Origin of the sequence: Paenibacillus sp. CECT 9249 (assembly GCF_918697855.1) — a bacterium.
Taxonomy (GTDB): domain Bacteria; phylum Bacillota; class Bacilli; order Paenibacillales; family Paenibacillaceae; genus MSJ-34.
Window position 1 is genome coordinate 84387 of the sequence record NZ_CAKKLI010000014.1, and the last position, 19535, is coordinate 103921.

20 protein-coding genes are annotated in these 19535 nt (G+C 54.2%); 19 read left to right on the plus strand and 1 reads right to left on the minus strand.

Features of this window, described 5'->3' with window-relative positions; translation table 11 throughout:
* Positions 1–68 precede the first annotated feature (68 nt).
* From LQ229_RS12850 to spoVM, 17 genes are all read left to right on the plus strand, one after another.
* Positions 69–1997, plus strand: a complete 1929-nt coding sequence (locus LQ229_RS12850) for a bifunctional homocysteine S-methyltransferase/methylenetetrahydrofolate reductase (RefSeq protein ID WP_230191931.1) — start codon at positions 69–71, stop codon at positions 1995–1997.
* A gap of 29 nt (positions 1998–2026) precedes the next feature.
* Positions 2027–2911 carry a YicC/YloC family endoribonuclease gene (locus LQ229_RS12855; RefSeq protein ID WP_230191932.1) on the plus strand — a complete coding sequence of 295 codons (885 nt, stop codon included), beginning with the start codon at positions 2027–2029 and terminating at the stop codon, positions 2909–2911.
* A 28-nt stretch (positions 2912–2939) separates the two neighbouring features.
* Positions 2940–3200 (plus strand): extracellular matrix/biofilm regulator RemA, encoded by a 261-nt coding sequence (gene remA, locus LQ229_RS12860; protein WP_005548256.1) that lies wholly within the window; start codon positions 2940–2942, stop codon positions 3198–3200.
* A 14-nt stretch (positions 3201–3214) separates the two neighbouring features.
* Positions 3215–3787, plus strand: coding sequence for a guanylate kinase (gene gmk / locus LQ229_RS12865; protein WP_216540021.1), 573 nt, complete (start codon positions 3215–3217; stop codon positions 3785–3787).
* A gap of 23 nt (positions 3788–3810) precedes the next feature.
* Complete coding sequence (gene rpoZ / locus LQ229_RS12870) at positions 3811–4011, plus strand: DNA-directed RNA polymerase subunit omega (RefSeq protein ID WP_230191933.1); 201 nt, start codon at positions 3811–3813, stop codon at positions 4009–4011.
* Between the two features lie 70 nt (positions 4012–4081).
* Entirely contained in the window at positions 4082–5299 is a 1218-nt protein-coding gene (coaBC, locus tag LQ229_RS12875; RefSeq protein ID WP_230191934.1) for a bifunctional phosphopantothenoylcysteine decarboxylase/phosphopantothenate--cysteine ligase CoaBC, read from the plus strand.
* On the plus strand, positions 5299–7887 hold the full coding sequence (priA, locus tag LQ229_RS12880) for a primosomal protein N' (RefSeq protein WP_230191935.1): 2589 nt from the start codon (positions 5299–5301) through the stop codon (positions 7885–7887). Before coaBC ends, priA begins: the two co-directional genes overlap by 1 nt.
* A 43-nt stretch (positions 7888–7930) precedes the next feature.
* Positions 7931–8410, plus strand: a complete 480-nt coding sequence (gene def, locus LQ229_RS12885) for a peptide deformylase (protein WP_216540017.1) — start codon at positions 7931–7933, stop codon at positions 8408–8410.
* 3 nt (positions 8411–8413) lie between these two features.
* Positions 8414–9349 carry a methionyl-tRNA formyltransferase gene (gene fmt / locus LQ229_RS12890; protein ID WP_216540016.1) on the plus strand — a complete coding sequence of 312 codons (936 nt, stop codon included), beginning with the start codon at positions 8414–8416 and terminating at the stop codon, positions 9347–9349.
* Positions 9346–10728 carry a 16S rRNA (cytosine(967)-C(5))-methyltransferase RsmB gene (gene rsmB, locus LQ229_RS12895; RefSeq protein ID WP_216540015.1) on the plus strand — a complete coding sequence of 461 codons (1383 nt, stop codon included), beginning with the start codon at positions 9346–9348 and terminating at the stop codon, positions 10726–10728. The genes fmt and rsmB overlap by 4 nt, the downstream gene beginning before the upstream one ends.
* 221 nt (positions 10729–10949) lie before the next feature.
* Complete coding sequence (gene rlmN, locus LQ229_RS12900; protein WP_216540014.1) at positions 10950–11996, plus strand: 23S rRNA (adenine(2503)-C(2))-methyltransferase RlmN; 1047 nt, start codon at positions 10950–10952, stop codon at positions 11994–11996.
* A gap of 5 nt (positions 11997–12001) precedes the next feature.
* Positions 12002–12769, plus strand: a complete 768-nt coding sequence (locus tag LQ229_RS12905) for a Stp1/IreP family PP2C-type Ser/Thr phosphatase (protein WP_216540013.1) — start codon at positions 12002–12004, stop codon at positions 12767–12769.
* Positions 12770–14869: a Stk1 family PASTA domain-containing Ser/Thr kinase gene (gene pknB, locus LQ229_RS12910; RefSeq protein ID WP_216540012.1), complete on the plus strand. Its 2100-nt coding sequence runs from the start codon at positions 12770–12772 to the stop codon at positions 14867–14869. It begins immediately after the preceding gene.
* A 25-nt stretch (positions 14870–14894) separates the two neighbouring features.
* Positions 14895–15803 carry a ribosome small subunit-dependent GTPase A gene (gene rsgA, locus LQ229_RS12915; protein ID WP_216540031.1) on the plus strand — a complete coding sequence of 303 codons (909 nt, stop codon included), beginning with the start codon at positions 14895–14897 and terminating at the stop codon, positions 15801–15803.
* A gap of 2 nt (positions 15804–15805) precedes the next feature.
* Complete coding sequence (gene rpe, locus LQ229_RS12920) at positions 15806–16474, plus strand: ribulose-phosphate 3-epimerase (protein WP_216540011.1); 669 nt, start codon at positions 15806–15808, stop codon at positions 16472–16474.
* Between the two features lie 6 nt (positions 16475–16480).
* The gene (locus tag LQ229_RS12925) at positions 16481–16735 is read left to right on the plus strand and encodes a hypothetical protein (protein ID WP_216540010.1); all 255 of its coding nucleotides are present in this window, start codon (positions 16481–16483) and stop codon (positions 16733–16735) included.
* 73 nt (positions 16736–16808) lie between these two features.
* Positions 16809–16889: a stage V sporulation protein SpoVM gene (spoVM, locus tag LQ229_RS12930; protein ID WP_018751565.1), complete on the plus strand. Its 81-nt coding sequence runs from the start codon at positions 16809–16811 to the stop codon at positions 16887–16889.
* Between the two features lie 138 nt (positions 16890–17027).
* Here the strand turns inward: spoVM and rpmB are convergent, their stop codons facing one another.
* Positions 17028–17216: a 50S ribosomal protein L28 gene (gene rpmB, locus LQ229_RS12935; RefSeq protein WP_216540009.1), complete on the minus strand. Its 189-nt coding sequence runs from the start codon at positions 17214–17216 to the stop codon at positions 17028–17030.
* A gap of 164 nt (positions 17217–17380) precedes the next feature.
* On the opposite strand from rpmB, the gene LQ229_RS12940 reads away from it, so the two are divergent.
* The gene (locus LQ229_RS12940) at positions 17381–17740 is read left to right on the plus strand and encodes an Asp23/Gls24 family envelope stress response protein (protein ID WP_216540008.1); all 360 of its coding nucleotides are present in this window, start codon (positions 17381–17383) and stop codon (positions 17738–17740) included.
* A gap of 55 nt (positions 17741–17795) precedes the next feature.
* On the plus strand, positions 17796–19517 hold the full coding sequence (locus LQ229_RS12945) for a DAK2 domain-containing protein (RefSeq protein WP_230191936.1): 1722 nt from the start codon (positions 17796–17798) through the stop codon (positions 19515–19517).
* Positions 19518–19535: the final 18 nt, after the last annotated feature.

The following is a 19535-nucleotide window of genomic DNA, read 5'->3' on the forward strand; positions in this document are numbered from 1 at the left end:
AAACTCTTATGTTTCGGCCCGATTTATGATAAAGTATTATGGATAGCTTGCTTAAGGATGGGATGGAGATGAAAACGGATTTCCGCGAAGCGTTGCGGCAACAAGTTCTTGTCGGCGACGGAGCGATGGGGACTTACTTATATCAAATGGGTTTTCCGGTGGGCATTTCGTATGAAGAATTGAATTTGCTTCGTCCCGAGGTCATCGCGGACGTGCATAAACAATATGTGGATGCGGGAGCCCTCCTGATCGAAACGAATACGTTCTCTGCCAATCGGGATAAGCTCTCCAAATACGGCTTGGAAGGCAAGGTGGAGGAAATTAACCGTGCCGGGGCGAGAATCGCCCGTCAGGCCGCCGGCGATCAAGCCTATGTCGTCGGGGCGGTCGGCTCGATCCGCGCCGGCAAACGGAAAAACATATCCGATGCCGAGCTTGCGCTCAATTTCGAACAACATATAAGCGCCTTGCTGGAAGAAGATGTGGACGGCATTTTGCTGGAAACGTTTTACGATTTGGAAGAATTGCAGCTTGCGCTGCGCGAAGTGCGGAAACGAAGCCCGCTTCCGGTTATATGCCAGTTTGCGGTGGAAGACGGGGGCAGAACGTTGGACGGCCGGACGCTGGCCGAATCGTTCCGCGTGCTGGCGGGCGAAGGAGCGGATGTGATCGGATTCAACTGCCGCACGGGTCCGAACGGCATAATGCGTTCGATCCAAACCTTGCAAGGAGGAGCGGGAGTCCCGTTATCCGTATTTCCAAATGCAGGTATTCCCGATTATATAGATGGAAAATATGAATATATGGCCACTCCGGAATATTTCGCGGAATTCGCTTTGAAATTTGCCGTCGGCGGCGCCCGAATTATCGGCGGATGCTGCGGCACCACGCCGAAGCATATCGCGGCGATGGCAGGAGCGCTTGCCGGCTATGTGCCGGAAACGGCGGCGTATGAGTCCGGCGCGGCGGCGGCAACGATCGCGCCGGTTGCGGAACCGGCGCAAGCGGAAAGCTTGGCCGTGGAGGGAAGCCGGACGGACGCCGATGCGGCCCAATCCGGCGGCGCAAGCCGCGAGCCTTCGCTGGTTGACCTCGTGCGGAGCCGCCATACGGTCATCGTAGAGCTCGATCCGCCGCGCGATCTCGATATTACGAAATTTATGAACGGGGCGCGGGCGCTGAGGGATGTGCAGGCGGACGCGCTCACGCTCGCCGACAATTCGCTCGCGGTTACCCGCATGAGCAACATGGCGCTCGGATTGAAGGTTAAGGACGAAATCGGGCTGCGCCCGCTCGTCCATATCGCCTGCCGCGACCGCAACTTGATCGGCACGCAATCCCATATGATGGGGCTCGACGCGCTCGGTATCGATCATGTGCTTGCGGTGACGGGAGATCCCGCCCGGTTCGGGGATTTGCCGGGTTCCAGCTCGGTATACGACCTGAGTTCGTTCGAAATTATTCGGATGATCAAACAATTGAACGAAGGGATCGCGTTCTCGGGCAAACCGTTGAAACAAAAGGCGAAGTTCGTCGTCGGCGCGGCTTTGAATCCGAATGTGAAAAATTTGGATAAAGCGGTTCAACGGATGGAGAAAAAAATCGAGGCCGGCGCGGACTATATTATGACGCAGCCGGTATACGATCCCGAGTTAATCGTCAAAATTTACGAGTCGACCAAACATTTGAGCATTCCGATTTTTATCGGCATCATGCCGCTGGCCAGCGGGAGAAACGCCGAATATTTGCATAATGAAGTGCCCGGCATCCAACTATCCGACGAAGTCCGCAAACGAATGGCCGGACTCGAAGGGGAGGAAGGGCGCAAAGTAGGAGTTGAAATCGCGAAGCAATTGCTGGATACGGCGGTCCGATATTTTAACGGCATTTATTTGATTACTCCATTCATGTTTTACGAGATGACCGTCCAGTTAACGCAATATGTGAGAGAAAAAGCGGCCCGCCCGGATTCCCACTTGTGTCGGTTACCGGAATGAATTAAAATAGTGTAATGGATGTGGTTTCCATGGTACGAAGCATGACCGGATACGGTCATTCCGCCAACCATTTCGGCGGATATAAAGTGCAAATCGAGATCAAATCGGTCAACCATCGTTACAGTGAAATCGTCGTGCGGATGCCCAGGGAATGGACTTGCTTCGAAGAAGCGATGAAACGCGCCGTCCAACAGCGCATTAAGCGCGGACGGGTCGATATTTTTATCCATCGGGAACGCGAAGGAGAGGGCGAGTCCGCCGTCGATATTCAATGGCCGATGGTCGAAGCGTATATGCAGGCGGCGGATCGGCTGAGGAACCGTTACGGCTTGACCGATTCGGTAAGGCTGCAGGATATATTGCAGCTGCCCGACGTCATCGCGATGCGCGATGAAGCGACGCTGTCCGAGGAAGAGATGGAGAAGGAACTGCTTGCGGGGCTCAGCGAAGCGCTTGACGGGCTTTGCCGTATGCGGGCGCGCGAGGGCGAGCATCTTGCCCGGGACATCATGGACCGGCTCTTGTACTTGGAGTCGATCCACGCCGAAATGGCGGGTCTCGCTCCGACGGTCGTCGAGGAATACCGCACGAAGCTGAAGCAGAAGCTGGAAGATTTGCAAGACTCCGCTTTTACAATCGACGAATATAAATTCGGAATGGAAGTCGCTCTATTTGCCGAACGCTCCAATATCGACGAAGAGTTGACACGGCTGCGCAGCCATTTCGAACAATGCAGGCAACTGCTGCAATCCGAAGATCCGGTCGGGCGCAAACTCGATTTTCTCATTCAAGAGATGAACCGGGAAGTGAATACGATTGGCTCCAAAGCCAATCATTTGGCGCTTGTGAACCGTGTCGTAGACATGAAAGCCGAACTGGAAAAGATTCGCGAGCAAGTGGCTAATATGGAATAAAGGAACTTTTATAGGGGGAACCAAAAAAATGGCAATCAAACTGATTAACATCGGTTTCGGCAACATCGTGTCAGCGAATCGAATCATTTCAATCGTAAGCCCGGAATCCGCACCGATCAAAAGAATCATTCAAGAGGCGCGCGATCGCCATATGCTGATTGACGCTACTTACGGGCGCCGTACACGAGCGGTTATTATTACCGACAGCGATCATGTCATTTTATCCGCGGTTCAACCCGAAACGGTTGCGCATCGCTTATCGACGAAAGATGACGACAACGACGAATAAAGATGGAGAAGATTATGAGATCAGGTTTGTTAATTGTTTTGTCCGGTCCTTCCGGCGTCGGCAAAGGCACGGTATGCGGCGCGCTGCGCAAGAGAAGCTCCGAGCTCGTCTACTCGGTTTCCGCTACGACGCGCCAGCCGCGGCTTGGCGAAGAGGACGGCGTGAATTATTTCTTTAAGACGAGGGAACAGTTTCTTGACATGATCGAACGGGACGAGCTGTTGGAATATGCGGAATACGTAGGCAACTACTACGGAACGCCCCGCCGGTTCGTCGAGCAGACGCTCGCTCAAGGCAAAGATATCATTCTGGAAATCGAAGTGCAGGGAGCATTGAAAGTAAAAGAAACATTTCCGCAGGGCATCTTTATATTTTTATTGCCTCCTTCCATGGACGAATTGAAAGATCGGATTAAAGGCCGGGGAACGGAGAACGATTCCGTGATCGATCACCGCATGTCCGTCGCGGTCGATGAAATCAATCTGATGAAACATTACGATTACGCGGTCGTCAACGATGAAATCGAGAAGGCGTGCGATCGGATCCAGGCGATTATCGTGGCGGAACATTGCAAAATTGTGAAATAGATTTGGAAAAGGAGTGGTAATTCGTGTTGTATCCGTCTATAGACGAAATGATGAACAAAGTAGACAGCAAATATTCGCTCGTTGTAGCGGCATCCCGCAGAGCCAGACAGCTTAGAGACGGGGAGAAAAGCGAACTGCGCAACCCGAAATCCCATAAGTTCGTAGGCGTCGCGTTAGAGGAAATTTACGGCGATTTCGTGCAGATCGACCGAAGCAAGCAATAAACGATTCGTAGATGATCATTGCTCTGACAACCGAAAGGTTGTTATTTTTTTCGGCAAGGAGGGTGGCCATATGGTAAAAGGAAAAACGATTATCGTGGGCATTACCGGCGGAATTGCGGCCTATAAGGCAATCGCGCTTTGCAGCAAGCTTGCGCAGAGCGGTGCGGAGGTTCATGTCATTATGACGAAGTCGGCCGCGAAATTCGTAACCGAGCTAACATTGCAGACGATTACGCGTCATCCGGTCTATACCGATACGTTCGACGAACGCGATCCTTCGGTGGTATCGCATATCGATTTGGCGGACCGCGCCGATCTGGTTGTAATCGCTCCCGCAACGGCGAACGCGATCGCCAAGATGACGTACGGCCTGGCCGACGATATGCTGTCAACGACTTTGCTCGCCACGACTGCTCCGATCGTCGTTGCTCCCGCCATGAACGTTCATATGTACGAGCATCCGACGGTTGTCGCCAATATGGAGACGCTGCGGAAGCGCGGCGTCATGTTTGTCGAGCCGGGCTTCGGGCAGCTTGCGTGCGGATACGTCGGCAAAGGAAGGCTGGCGGAGCCTGAGGAGATATTCGCGTGGATCGAGTCGTTCTTCGCGCGGCGCGGGCGGCGGAACGAGCCGCTCAAAGGGCGAAGCGTGTTGGTGACGGCGGGGGGAACGATCGAGCGGATCGATCCGGTAAGGTACATTACGAACGATTCCTCCGGCAAAATGGGATTTGCCATTGCGGAAGCGGCGCATGCGATGGGGGCGCGGGTGCATCTGATCGCGGCGAATGCCGCCATCGATCCGCCGTCCGGGATTCAAGTGACCCGGGTCGTTTCCGCGCAAGACATGTTTGATGCGGTCATGCGGCATATGGCCGAATCGGACATCATCGTCAAGGCGGCGGCTGTGGCCGATTACCGGCCGGTTCAAGCAGCCCTGCGCAAAATAAAAAAGTCGGGCGGGGAGCTTACGCTCCATCTGGAGAAAACGCCGGATATTTTGCAAGAAGTCGGCGCGCGGAAAACAACCCAGTATGTGATAGGTTTTGCCGCGGAAACGGATAACTTGGAACAATACGCGATGGACAAGCTGCGCCGCAAAAACTGCGATCTGCTGGTAGCGAACGACGTTACGGCGGAAGGCGCCGGTTTCGGCAAGGATACGAATATCGTTCAAATATACGACCGTAACGGGCTGGTCGAAACGTTGCCGCAAATGGCGAAATCGGAAGTGGCCTTCCGATTGCTGCAGTTCGTCGCCGGTCGGTTGGCGGGTGAAACGGATTGATGCGTTATGCCAAAGTCATCGTGGATGTGCCCAGCAAGCAAACGAACCGGCCGTTCGATTATGCCGTTCCGGCCGAGCTTGCGCCTTGGATCGAGGTGGGGAGCCGCGTAGGCGTTCCGTTCGGCCCAAGAGTCGTGCAAGGATTCGTTGTCGCGCTCAGCGCCGATTCGGATATGGACGCCGGCCGGGTGAAGCCGGTTCAAGAGCTGCTGGATCTTACGCCTCCGCTCTCGCCGGACTTGATTGAGCTGGGCGCGTGGATGAGCGCGCAGTACGTATGCCATGAAATAACCGCTTTGCAGGCAATGATTCCAAGAGCGTTGAAGGGAAAAGCGGAAAGATACGTCAGCTTGCCCGAACCGGGTGCGGAAGGCGGCCCGAACGGAGAAGCGGACGGATGGGCGGCGGAATTGCTTGCGGAGCCGGCGGAGAGCGAAGTGCTCGAATATGTCGAGCGGAACGCCCCGATCCGTCTGGAGCAATTGAAGCAATCCTTTCCAAACGATGCCTCCTTGATCAAGCGTCTGCTGCGGACGGGCAAATTGATCGAAACACAGAACATTAAAGACAAATTAGCCAAGAAGACGGTGAAAACCGTCGAGTTGCGCATTGATGCGTGGGAAGCGGAAGCGGCGTTGGAATCGTTGTCCGCGAAAGCCCGCAAACAAAAGGAAGTGCTCGCCTTTTTACTTGACCGTATGGAACCGATCGGGCTGCGAGATCTGATTGCTCAGCTCGGCACGACGGCGGCAACGGTCAAGGGGCTGGCGGACAAAGGATGGATCGAAATACGGGATGTGGAAGTTTTCCGCGATCCCTACGCGGAGCGCCGCTTCCGGCCTACGGAACCGTTGCCGCTCACGGCGGAACAAAGCCGCGTCTACGCGCAAATCGCTTCCGACTTGGACGCGCGCCGGCATGAAGCCTATTTGCTGCACGGCGTGACCGGAAGCGGCAAGACCGAGGTGTATTTGCAGGCGATCGAGCGATGCATAGCTCAAGATCGCGCGGCGATCGTGCTTGTGCCGGAAATTTCGCTCACGCCGCAAATGGTGGAGCGGTTCAAAAGCCGCTTCGGATCGATGGTCGCCGTCATGCATAGCCGTTTGTCCGACGGAGAACGGTATGACGAATGGCGCAAAATCCGCGAAGGGCGAGTGAAGGTGGCGATCGGGGCGCGTTCGGCCGTCTTCGCCCCGTTCGAACGGCTCGGGCTGATCATTATCGACGAAGAACATGAAACTTCCTACAAGCAAGAGGAGAGCCCGAAGTATCACGCCCGCGATGTCGCCATGAAACGCGCGGAACGGCATGGCGCGGTCGTCGTGCTCGGTTCGGCCACCCCTTCGTTGGAAAGCTACGAGGCGGCGGTCCGCTCGCGAGCCGGGCGGGAGGCGGCCGTTGCGTCGAACGCCGAAGCCCGCTCAATGAAGGAAGAGGGACGAACGGAACTGCGGCTGAAGCTGCTGGAAATGCCGACTCGCGTCGGAGGCAGGAAATTGCCGCAAGTGCATATCGTCGATTTGCGGGAAGAATTGAAGAACGGAAACCGCTCCATGTTCAGCCGCGCGCTTCATCAAGCGATTGCGGCCCGCCTGGAGCGGCGCGAGCAAATCGTGCTGCTGCTCAACCGAAGGGGATACTCTACCTTCGTCATGTGCAGAACTTGCGGATATGTCGCCGGGTGTCCGGACTGCGACATTTCGCTCACCTATCATCAAAAGTCGAACCGCTTGCGCTGCCATTACTGCGGCTATGCCGAAACGGCGTCCTCGGTGTGCCCGTCGTGCGGCAGCGAGCATATTCGCTATTTCGGCACAGGAACCCAGCGGGTGGAGGAGGAGCTAGCGAAGCTTTTTCCCGGCATTCGCGTCGTGCGTATGGATGTCGATACGACATCCGCGAAGGGGGCTCACGAGAAGCTGCTCGGCATATTCCGGGACCGTAAGGCCGATGTGCTGCTAGGCACGCAAATGGTGGCGAAAGGGCTCGACTTCCCCGACGTTACGCTCGTCGGGGTCATAACGGCAGATTCGGCGCTCAATATTCCGGATTTCCGCTCCGCCGAGAAAACGTTCCAACTGCTTACGCAGGTTGCGGGCCGCGCGGGCCGGCATCACTTGCCCGGCGAAGTGTTCGTGCAAACGTACACGCCGGAACATTATTCGATCGTACACGCCGGAGAACATCATTACGAAGCGTTCGTCTCGGATGAGTTGGAGCATCGGCTGAAGCGGATTTATCCGCCCTACTGCCGCCTTATATTGATCACCTTCTCGCATGAGCAGTTGCCGCTGCTTGTGCGAATGAGCGAAAATTTCGCAAACCGGCTGAAGGAAGAAGCGGCCGCGGCAGGATGGCTCGCTCCGCTCCATAGCAGCCAACCTGACGCGATGGAATTGCTCGGTCCCGTCGCGTCGCCCATTCCGCGCTTGAAAAATAGATACCGATTCCAATGTATGATAAAATATCGGGGAAGCATGGATTTGGCGGGCATGATCCGTCGGACGACGATGGAGTTCGACGACGCGATGAGGCGCCATCAGCTGCAAATCGGCGTCGACGTCGACCCGCAAATGCTTATGTAATCATTGACGTTATCAATGGGAAAGAGATAAGGAAGGTGCGATAATGGCCATTCGTTTGATTGTGAAAGAGCCTGATCCGGTGCTGCATGAAGTAGCGAAAGAAGTTACGAAGATAACGCCGAACATTCATAAATTGTTGAACGATATGGCGGAGACGATGTATGACGCCGAGGGCGTCGGTTTGGCCGCGCCGCAAATCGGCATATTGAAACGCGTCATCGTCGTGGATGTCGGCGACGAAAACGGGCTGATCGAATTGATTAATCCCGAGCTTGTAGCGAAAGAAGGGGAGCAGTTCGGGCCCGAAGGCTGCCTGAGCATTCCCGGGCTGAACGGAGACGTTCGGCGCGCACAGCAAGTAACCGTTAAGGGGCTGAATCGCGACGGGGTCGAAGTGACGATTACGGGCACCGACTTGCTCGCCCGCGCGTTCCAGCACGAAATCGACCACTTAAACGGCGTATTGTTTACGGATATCGCGGAAAGCGTATATGAAATTCAGCCGCGCAAAGGCAGGGAATGACAGATGAACATCGTATTTATGGGCACGCCGGATTTCGCCGTGCCTTCCCTACATATGCTGCTCGAAGAAGGATATAACATAGCGGCCGTCGTCACCCAGCCCGACCGTCCGAAAGGGAGAAAGCGCGTCATGACGCCTCCGCCGGTCAAGGAGCTTGCCGAGTCGCGCGGCTTGCCCGTACTGCAGCCGGTCAAAATGCGCAGTCCGGAGGCGATTGCGGAAATTGCGGCATTGAGGCCGGATTTGATCGTAACGGCAGCGTACGGACAAATATTGCCGAAGGCTGTGCTAGAACTGCCGCGGCTCGGCTGCATCAACGTGCACGGCTCGCTCCTGCCCAAATACCGGGGCGGCGCCCCGATTCAACGCTGCATTATGAACGGCGAGAAAAAAACCGGCGTGACGATTATGTATATGGCGGAAGGATTGGATACCGGCGACATGATCAGCCGCGTCGAGGTGGAAATTGCCGATGAGGATACGTCGGGTACGTTATTCGAGAAGCTGAGCCTAGCCGGCGCCGACTTGCTGCGCCGGACGTTGCCCCGGCTAATCGCGGGAGAAATCGCCGCCGAGCCGCAGAACGACGCCGAAGCCACCTATGCGCCCAATTTAACGCGCGAGGACGAACGGATCGATTGGAACCGCTCGTCTTGGGAAACGTATAATCAAGTGCGCGGATTGGTACCTTGGTCCGGAGCGTTTACGCATTGGAACGGGGAAGTGTTCAAAGTTTGGGCTTGCCGCAAGCCGGAACGGACAGCGGAAGGCGGCGCCGCGCCGGGAACGGTGTTAACCGTCGGCGAGAACGGCATCGAAGTGAAGACGGGCGACGGCTCGCTATGGCTGACGAAAGTGCAGCCTGCGGGCAAAAAAGCGATGGACGTGTCCGAATTCGCGCGCGGCAGTAAATTGACGAAAGGGACGATACTGACGTGAGTCAATCCCGGCATAAACCGTCGGCGCGCGAGGTGGCCCTCGACGTGCTGACCAAAGTGGAACAAGAGCGGTCTTACAGCAACTTGCTGTTAAACCAAACGCTGCAAAAGCATCAGCTCGCGCGCGAAGAAGCTTCCTTCGCAACGGAATTGGTGTACGGTACGATTCAGCGTTTGAATACGATCGATTATTTTTTGGAGAGATTCGTATCCAGAGGCATGTCGAAATTGCAGCCATGGGTACGAAGCTTGCTTCGGCTCAGCTTCTACCAACTGTATTATTTGGACCGGATTCCGCCTTACGCGGCCGTGGGCGAGGCGGTTAACTTGGCGAAGCGCCGCGGACATCAAGGAATATCGGGCATGGTGAACGGCGTGCTGCGCAATGTGCTCCGTGCGACGGACGAGCTGGAAATACCGGCCTCGCTTGATCCGGTAAAGGGGATTGCGCTTGCTCATTCCCACCCGGAGTGGATGGTTGCCCGCTACATCGAGCAGTACGGCGAAGAGGAAACGAGGGCGATCTGCGCTTCGAACAACGAGCCGCCGCATGTGAGCGTGCGCGTGAACCGCAGGCTAATTTCCCGCGACGAAATGATGAATAAAATGGCGGATGCCGGACATCGAGTCCGCGCTTCCCTGCTGTCGAGCGACGGCATCGTCGTCGAGAGCGGCGGCAATATGGCGTTCACCGATTGGTACCGTGCCGGGCTCATCTCGATTCAAGACGAAAGCTCGATGCTCGTTGCCGCCGCGGTAAATCCGCAGCCTGGCATGAAAGTGCTGGATTGCTGCGCCGCGCCGGGAGGCAAGACGGCGCATATGGCGGAGATGATGGACGATCAAGGCATGATTCTGGCCAACGACGTGCATCCGCACAAGCAAAAGCTGATTGCCGAGCAGGCCGACCGCTTGCAGCTTCGATCGATTCGTACGATGGTAAGCGATGCGGCATTGTTAACGCAAAGGCTGGAAGACGCTTCGTTTGACCGCGTCCTGCTGGACGCCCCCTGCTCCGGTTTGGGCGTCATTAGGCGCAAGCCGGACTTGAAATGGACGAAGGCCAGCGAGGAAATCGCGGAAATTATCGTTTTGCAGCGCCAATTGTTAGCCGAGGCGGGACGGTTGCTCCGTCCGGGCGGCATTCTCGTTTACAGCACCTGTACGATCGAGCAAGGGGAGAACGAAAGGCAAATCAGCCGCTTTTTGAAAGAAAATCCTTCTTTTATACCGGCTGACGAGTCTACGGAGAACGAAGCGTGGCGGAGCGCAATCCGCCGCACCGGACCACATCCGGCAGGCGCCGGAATGATGCGGATTTTGCCGCATCAATTCCACTCCGACGGCTTCTTTATCGCCAGAATGCAAAAACAAATGTGACCGCAACCGACCCGCCCGCCAACCGCAGCGGGTTCGCCTACTTTAGCGGCGCATTTTTTTATGTTAAAATAAATCGAATAGGATCACACTAGAGATTACTATGCGTGTTCACAAAGTGATCGAAAGAGGACTTTTTGAACAACCTCTTATAGGGTGGAGACCGTTCTTTTCATAGATTAGGGAAACTATACTGTACAGGTTAAAGGTTGTGGAAACTTATCATGAAGCCTTTTATTTACGATTATTCATTGGAAGAATTGCAGGCATGGATGCAGGAGAACGGGGAACCCGGTTTCCGCGCCGGCCAAGTATTCGATTGGCTATACGGCAAACGGGCCGACAATTTCGAAGAGATGAGCAATTTGCCGAAAGAGCTGCGAAGCAAGTTAAGCGATCAATTCGAATTCGTAACGCTGAACGAGATTACGAAATTCGAATCGAAGGACGGCACCGTGAAATTTCTGTTCGGCCTGCATGACGATCATGCGATCGAAACGGTGCTGATGAAGCATAACTACGGCAACAGCGTTTGCGTCACCACCCAGGTGGGCTGCCGTATCGGCTGCCGGTTTTGCGCCTCGACGCTCGGCGGTTTGAAACGCAATTTGACGCCCGGCGAAATCGTCGCGCAAGTCGTTCAAGCGCAAAAAATATTGGACCCGCGCGGCGAAAGAGTGAGCAGCATCGTCATTATGGGAACGGGCGAACCGTTTGAAAATTATGAAGCGACGATGAAATTTTTGCGTATTATGACTCATGAAAAAGGCATGAAAATCGGCCAGCGGCATATAACCGTATCGACGAGCGGGATCGTCCCGAACATTTATAAATTTGCGGACGAGAATACGCAAATCAACTTAGCTATCTCCATCCATGCGCCGAACGATGCGCTCCGGTCGAAGCTCATGCCTGTCAACCGGCGGTTTCCGTTTGCCGACGTCATGGAATCGCTGCGTTACTATATTGCCAAAACCGGGCGGCGCATTACGTTCGAATACGCGTTGATCGGCGGGGTCAACGATCAAGCCGAACATGCGGAAGAACTGGGAGAAGTGATTAAGGACATGCTCTGCCACGTCAATTTGATTCCGGTCAATTACGTTCCGGAGCGGAATTATGTGCGGACGCCGCGCAACGATATTTTTACGTTTCAGCGGGTATTGCAGAGCAAAGGGATCAATGTCACGATCCGCAGGGAACAAGGACATGATATTGCGGCGGCATGCGGGCAGCTGCGAGCGAAGCATTTGGAGTTAGGTGCGAGGTGATTGAAATGAAAGTCGTACATCGAACGGATATCGGACGGCGAGCGGTGAATGAAGACCGTTCCTGGGCACAGCGGCTTGAGAACGGATATATGCTCGCGATCATCGCCGATGGGATGGGCGGTCATCAGGCCGGGGAAGTTGCTAGCCGCATCGCGGTTGAAACGGTCGCGGAGAGGCTCATGCCGCTGGCCCCCGGATTAACGGGGCCGGCGTGCGCGGAGGCGTTGCGCGAGGCCATATTGCATGCCAACAACGTCATTTATGAAATGGCGTCGCAAGACGAGCGATACCATAATATGGGCACGACGATCGTCGCCGTTCTGTTGAACGGGGAAAACGGATTTGTCGGTCATATTGGGGACAGCCGCGCATACAACATAAATGACACGGTTATTCGCCAACTGACGGACGATCATTCTTTGGTGAACGAATTGTTGAAATCCGGCCAAATCAGCCTCGAAGAATCGCGCCGTCATCCGCGGCGCAACGTTGTCATCAGGGCGCTGGGAACGGATGCCGAAGTTGAGGTCGACATCAATCCGATCCAACTGGAACAAGGGGAAATATTGCTGCTCTGCAGCGACGGCCTTAGCGATTTGATGACGGACGAAGAAATCGCGGCGATCGTCAGTTTGCCGAGCCTATCTCTCGAAGAGAAAGCCGAGCGTCTGCTGCGGGATGCCTTGCAAGCGGGCGGAGAGGATAACATAACCGTTGTGCTGCTGGAACAAACGGATGACGCGGACAACGGTATCGGCAAGGGGGTGGAATAGATGATTGGTCACGAATTGGGGAACCGTTATGAAATTGTAACGCGCATCGGCGGCGGCGGAATGGCGCTCGTGTATAAAGGGCTCGACCTCCTGCTGAACAGGTATGTGGCGATTAAAGTGCTCCGCCAGCAATTCGTCCATGACGAGGAGTTCATCCATCGTTTCCGGCGCGAAGCGCAATCTGCCGCCTCGTTGTCGCATCCTAACGTTGTCAGCATATACGATGTCGGCCAGGAAGGCGATACGCATTATATTGTCATGGAATACGTGGAAGGGCATAATTTAAACGAGATCATTAAGGAAAAAGCACCGCTGCAAGTCGAGGAAGCGGTGCATATCGCATCCCAAATTTGCGACGCGCTCGATCACGCGCATCATAACGAAATCATTCATCGCGACATTAAACCGCATAACATATTAATCGGCAAGAACGGCCGCGTGAAGGTGACCGATTTCGGCATTGCGCGGGCCGTTACATCGTCGACGATTACGCAAACCGGCTCGGTTGTGGGTTCGGTGCACTATTTTTCGCCGGAGCATGCGAAAGGCGTGGCGACGGGAACGAAGTCGGATCTTTATTCGCTCGGCATCGTGATGTACCAAATGTTGACAGGACAGTTGCCGTTTCTCGGGGAAAGTCCGATCAGCGTAGCGCTCAAACATTTGCAGGACGAGTTCGAAGAGCCGCGCAAAGTGAACAAGTTAATTCCGCAAAGCGTCGAAAATATTATTCTCAAGTCGATGCGTAAAAATCCGCAGGAACGCTACCAGTCGGCGCAGGAAATGCTGCGGGACTTGGAAACATGCTTATCGCCGGAACGCCTGCATGATGCGAAAATAACGTTCGACGACGATGCGGATGCGGATGCCGACGATCAGAAGACGCGCGTCGTTCCGGCAATCCGGCCCGAGCCGAAAACGGCCAAGCCTTCGGCCTCCGCTTCGCGGGAACCGAAGAAAGAGCCTCCCAAGCAGGATCGGGAAGCGGAGGAGCCCAAGAACAATCGCCCTTGGGCCAAGCCCGTCGTTTGGATCGGCTCGACGCTGCTGGTGCTCGGATTGATGTTCGGACTTGTTATGTACGTTTTAAGCCAAGTCGTCGTGCCCGAGGTGACGATGCCGAAGTTGATCAATTTGACGGAAGAAGAAGCGGTCAAGCAGCTTCACGAATTGGGCCTCGAAGTGGAAGATCCGATTATCAGGGAACCGAAGGAAGGGTTCGATAAAGGCATCGTCTTCGACCAGAGCAAACCTGAGAACACGAAAGTGAAGAAGGGCTCGTCCGTCATCATCTCGGTCAGCGAAGGCACGCCTCAGTTTAAAATGCCCGATTTGAGCGGCCAGAAATTCGCGGACGCCGTACGTATGCTCGAAAGCGAAAATATCGACGCAAGCCAAATTAAACAGGAGGAAGGCTATGACGATGAGATGGAAAGCGGCCTGATCTTCAAGCAAAGCCCGGCGGAAGGCGAGATGGTCGATCCGAAGTCGGTGCAAATTACGCTGACGGTCAGCAAAGGCAGCGAAACGTTCAAGATGCCGAGTCTGATCGGAAAAACCGAGAGCGAAGCGATCGCTATCATCGAGAAGAACGATTTGAAATTGGCGAAGGAATCCGGGGGCATAATGCGGGAACCAAGCTATTTCCAGAAAGGGGAAGTATTCAAGCAATGGCCGCATGAACCGGGCGAAGCGGTCTCGAAAGGAACGGAAATTATGATCTACGTCAGTTCCGGCTATCCGCCGGAGGCGATCGTATATGATTTCAATATTCCGGTATCGCCGAAAGAAGTCGGTACGGAAAGCAAGATCCGGTTAACTTATACGGACGCCCGCGGCGAAAATATCGAATGGGGCACGCAAAATATAACCAATCCGCAAATTTTCTCGGTCGAGCTCGTCCTTGCGCCGAACAAGGACGGCGCGGTATCCGTCTTCCGGGATGGAGAATTCCTGGACACCTACCCGGTATCGTATATGGAAGCGAAGACGGGAACGGTGAACGTTCCGCAGCCCGACATTCCTCCCGACACGGATGCGTTCTATGAAGAAGAACAGCATCATGACGGAGAAGCTCCGGAACAGCAATTTACGGACTAGACTACGAACGGGAGGCAGCGACTATATGCCGGAAGGCTTGATCGTTAAAGCGTTAAGCGGATATTATTACGTTCAGCCGCTGGCGGAGGAAGGGCCGCAAGCGGAAACGGTGCAATGCAGGGCGCGGGGAATATTCAAGAAGAAAGGCGTCTCCCCGCTCGTAGGGGACAAGGTTCGATACATGTTGACCGAGAACGGGGAAGGAACGGTGGACGAAATCTTCCCCCGATTCTCGGAATTGATTCGGCCTCCGATCGCGAACGTGGAGACGGGCATTCTTGTATTCTCCGTGCGGGAGCCTGCGCTCAATCTGCAATTGCTGGACAAATTTCTTGTTCATATCGAACATGCCGGGCTCGACCCGGTTATTTGCTTGTCGAAGGAGGACTTGCTCGGAGCCTCGACGGGAGATAAGGCGCTTTTGGCACAGGCAAAGGAAATGTACGAAACGATCGGTTACGAGGTGATCGGGACAAGCGCGGTAAGCGGTTCGGGGAGGGAAAGGCTTCGTAAATTGCTGGCGGGGCGCATCAGCGTATTCGCCGGTCAATCGGGCGTCGGCAAATCGTCTCTGTTGAACAGCATCATTCCCGGGTTGCATCTTGAGACGAACCGGATCAGCGCGAAGCTCGGCCGCGGGAAGCATACGACCCGGCATGTGGAACTCATTCCGCTCGAGGGCGGAGGCTTTGTGGCGGATACGCCGGGTTTCAGCCAGTTGGACTTTCTGGAGCTTGGGGTCGAGGAACTCGGCTCCTGCTTCCGGGAATTCCGCGAATATGCCGATCAATGCAAATTTCGCGGCTGCACCCACTTGCATGAACCGGGCTGCAAAGTCATCGAAGCGAAGGAAAGCGGCCGCATCGCGACAAGCCGCTATGAGCATTATGTGCAATTTCATGCGGAAATGAAAGACAAAAAACGGAGGTATTAATTATGCTAACGATCGCACCATCTATTTTATCAGCCGATTTCGCCAAACTGGCCGCGGAAATTCAAGATGTGGAACGCGGAGGCGCCGATTGGATTCATGTCGATGTCATGGACGGGCAGTTCGTCCCGAACATTACGATTGGGCCGCTCATCGTCGAAGCGATTCGCCCGCATACTGCGCTGCCGCTCGACGTGCATCTTATGATCGAAAAGCCGGAGTTGTACGTACCCGCCTTCGCGAAGGCCGGAGCGGATTGGATTACCGTCCATGCCGAAGCGTGCACCCATCTGCATCGCGTCGTTCACTCCGTTAAGGAGCTTGGCGTCAAGGCAGGCGTCGCGATCAATCCGGCAACGCCGCTGGCCGCGGTGGAGGAGATCCTCGACGATATCGATCTCATTCTCGTTATGACGGTCAATCCGGGATTCGGCGGACAAAAATTCATTTCCGGAACGCTATCCAAAATTAGACGCCTGCGCAGCCTGTTGAACGAGAAGGGCTTGCAACATGTGCATATCGAAGTGGACGGGGGCATTCAAGCGGAAACGGCTCCTGAGGTATATGCCGCAGGAGCGAACGTGCTGGTAGCCGGGAGTGCGATATTCGGCCATCCGGACAGGAAAGCGGCGATCGACGCGATTCGCGCAAGCGTTCGGCGCGAAGGGGACTAGAACGACTTGACCAAGACGTTGTCGTTTATCGTAAGCAGCGTTTTATGCGGAACGCTGCTTGGCTTATACTCGATCCTGCCGTTTCCCGTCAGTATGATCGCGTCGCTGGCCGCCATCTTTTTAGGCATCCGGTTTTTTAAAAATTTCGAATCCGTCAAGATGCGCATCGGTTTCATCGCGTCGGCCGTCGTCATTTATTTTATATTCATTATCGTATTGGCATTTGTGAATTATATTCGGGAACATCCGATTCCCGTATGAGGAATAGGGCATGCGTTCCCCGCATACATATGTTTACATAGCGAAGGTTCGAAGTTAGCGGGGAGGGTGAAGCATGAAATTTTACACGTTCAAATTGCCGAAGTTTTTGGGAGGATTCGTGAAGGCAATCTTAAATACGTTCCATAAAAATTAACAAGCGTATTCAATGAGTTATGGATGTGCCGACCGGGGTCGACAACTGCAGCGGTGACCGCAAACTTTATTGAATTTAAACGTAGAAAAAGCACCTGTCGGCCAGGTGCTTTTTGTCCTGCATATTCATCGTAATGGATTACACGCGCGTTACTTTGCCGGCTTTCAGAGCGCGAGTGCTGACGTAGACACGTTTCGGCTTGCCGTCTACCAAAATCCGAACTTTTTGTACGTTTACGCCCCAAGTGCGTCTATTTTTATTATTCGCGTGAGACACGTGATTTCCGCTTCCCGGTTTTTTGCCTGTTACATAGCATTTGCGAGACATATTGTTACACCTCCTTGTATGAAGACCCTGCATAAAACAATACTTAAATATAATAGCATAGCCAAAAAAGCTTCGTCAACTCAAATAAAAACTTTATTTATTTATCCATTATCTTATAGTACAATGTTGATTAGTCCATAATACTCAAGAAGGAGTGGATAAGGATGGCCATTCAACTCGGTACGGAATATGGGAAGATAAACATATCGGACAATGTCGTGTCGATCCTGGCAGGTTCGGCAGCTTTGGAATGTTATGGGCTCGTAGGCATGGTTTCGCGCAAGCAGTTGAAAGACGGAATTACCGAACTGCTTGGCCGCGAAAATTTAACGCGCGGCGTAGAGGTACGCAGGGAAAACGATCAAGTCCAAATCGATCTGTACATCATTGTCAGTTATGGAACAAAAATATCGGAAGTTGCGCATAACATTCAGGTTAAAGTGAAATATGTGTTGAACGAAGTTCTAGGGCTTCACGTCGATGTCGTCAACGTTTATGTGCAAGGCGTCCGCGTATCAAGTTAGGAAGGGGAATTCACGGTTGAGGAAGCTTTCATTAAATGGAGCAGATTTTACGAACATGGTATTGGCAGGTGCCGAGCGGCTGCATGAGCAAGCGGATCATGTCAATTCATTGAATGTATTTCCGGTTCCGGACGGAGATACGGGAACGAACATGAACTTGACGATGACTGCCGGAGTGGGCGAATTAAAGGCCAAATCTTCGCCTTCGATCGGCAAATGCGCCGAAGTGCTCTCCAAGGGACTGCTTATGGGCGCGCGAGGGAATTCGGGCGTTATTTTGTCGCAGTTGTTTCGAGGTTTCAGCCGGGCTGTGGCCGGTCTGGACGAGGTGGATGCGGCGCAGTTCGCAGGAGCGCTGCAAAGCGGTGTCGATACGGCTTATAAAGCGGTCGTCAAGCCTGTCGAAGGCACGATATTAACGGTAGCGAAGGAAGCGGCGAAGCATGCGGTGTCGCACGCGCGGCGCCATCCGGATGTTATCGAATTGATGAGGGAAGTATGCGGCAAAGCCCAGGAGGCGCTGGCGAGAACGCCCGAACAGCTGCCTGTGCTGAAGCAAGTAGGCGTTGTCGATTCCGGCGGGCAAGGTTTGGTTTATATTTACGAAGGCTTCATGAAGGCGTTGGAGCAAGGCGCCGTACCGTTCGCCGCGGAACATGCCGCTCCGGCCGAACGGTCGGTCAAGCCGGCGGAAGATAGCGCCGTACCGGATATTCGCGTGAGCCGTCAATCGGCACAGTCGAAATTGGCAACGGAAGATATCGAGTTTCTGTACGATATGGAGTTTTTCATCAATTTGAAACTGGGTAATTTTTCCTCGAAACCCTTTGACGAGCAACATTTTAGGAAAGCGCTTGCAAAAAATGGGGATTCGATTATTGTGATTGCCGACGACGAAATCGTCAAAGTGCATGTTCATTCCAAAGCTCCGGGAGATGTGCTGACCCAGGCGTTGCAATTCGGCGAATTGACGAAAATCAACATTTTGAACATGCGCGAGCAGCATCGCGATTTGCTCGCCGACGGCGGCGACGTCGCTCCGATGCCGGAGTTGTATGCCGCAATCTCGTCTGAACCGGCCAGAGTCGAAGTCAGCGCGGAACCGCCGGCGGAAGAAATGGCGCCGTACGGCATCATTGCCGTCGCGTCCGGCAAAGGCATTACCGACATCTTCACCTCGCTAGGCGTCGATATCGTATTGACCGGCGGACAGACGATGAACCCGAGTACGGAAGACTTCGTCAAAGCGATCGATTCGATCGCCGCGCAGCATCTGTTCCTGCTGCCGAACAATTCCAATATTATATTGACCGCGCAGCAAGCGAAAGATTTGACGGATCGCAACGTTACGGTCATCCCTTCGAAGACGATTCCGCAAGGAATTGCCGCGGCGATTGCATTCCAAGAGGATGAAATGCCGGAAGCGAACGAAGAAGCGATGTCGCAGGCGATCGCGAGCGTACAAACCGGACAAGTAACGTACGCCGTGAGAGATACGAACTTTGACGATTTGGAGATTAAGGCCGGCAACTATATCGGCATTCACAACTCGAAAATTGTTGCCGCTACGGAATCTATAACGGAAACTTGCAAGCGTCTGCTGGATCATTTGCTGGAAGGCGGCGCCGAAATCGTTACGGTTTTGACCGGAGAGGATGCGGATGAGGCGGTAACCGAGGAACTCGTACAATGGCTTCATGAAGCGCATCCCGATGTGGAAGTCGAGATGCATGAAGGCGGACAACCCGTGTATCATTTTCTCTTTTCGGTTGAATAAACGAAGGAAGATCGTCTA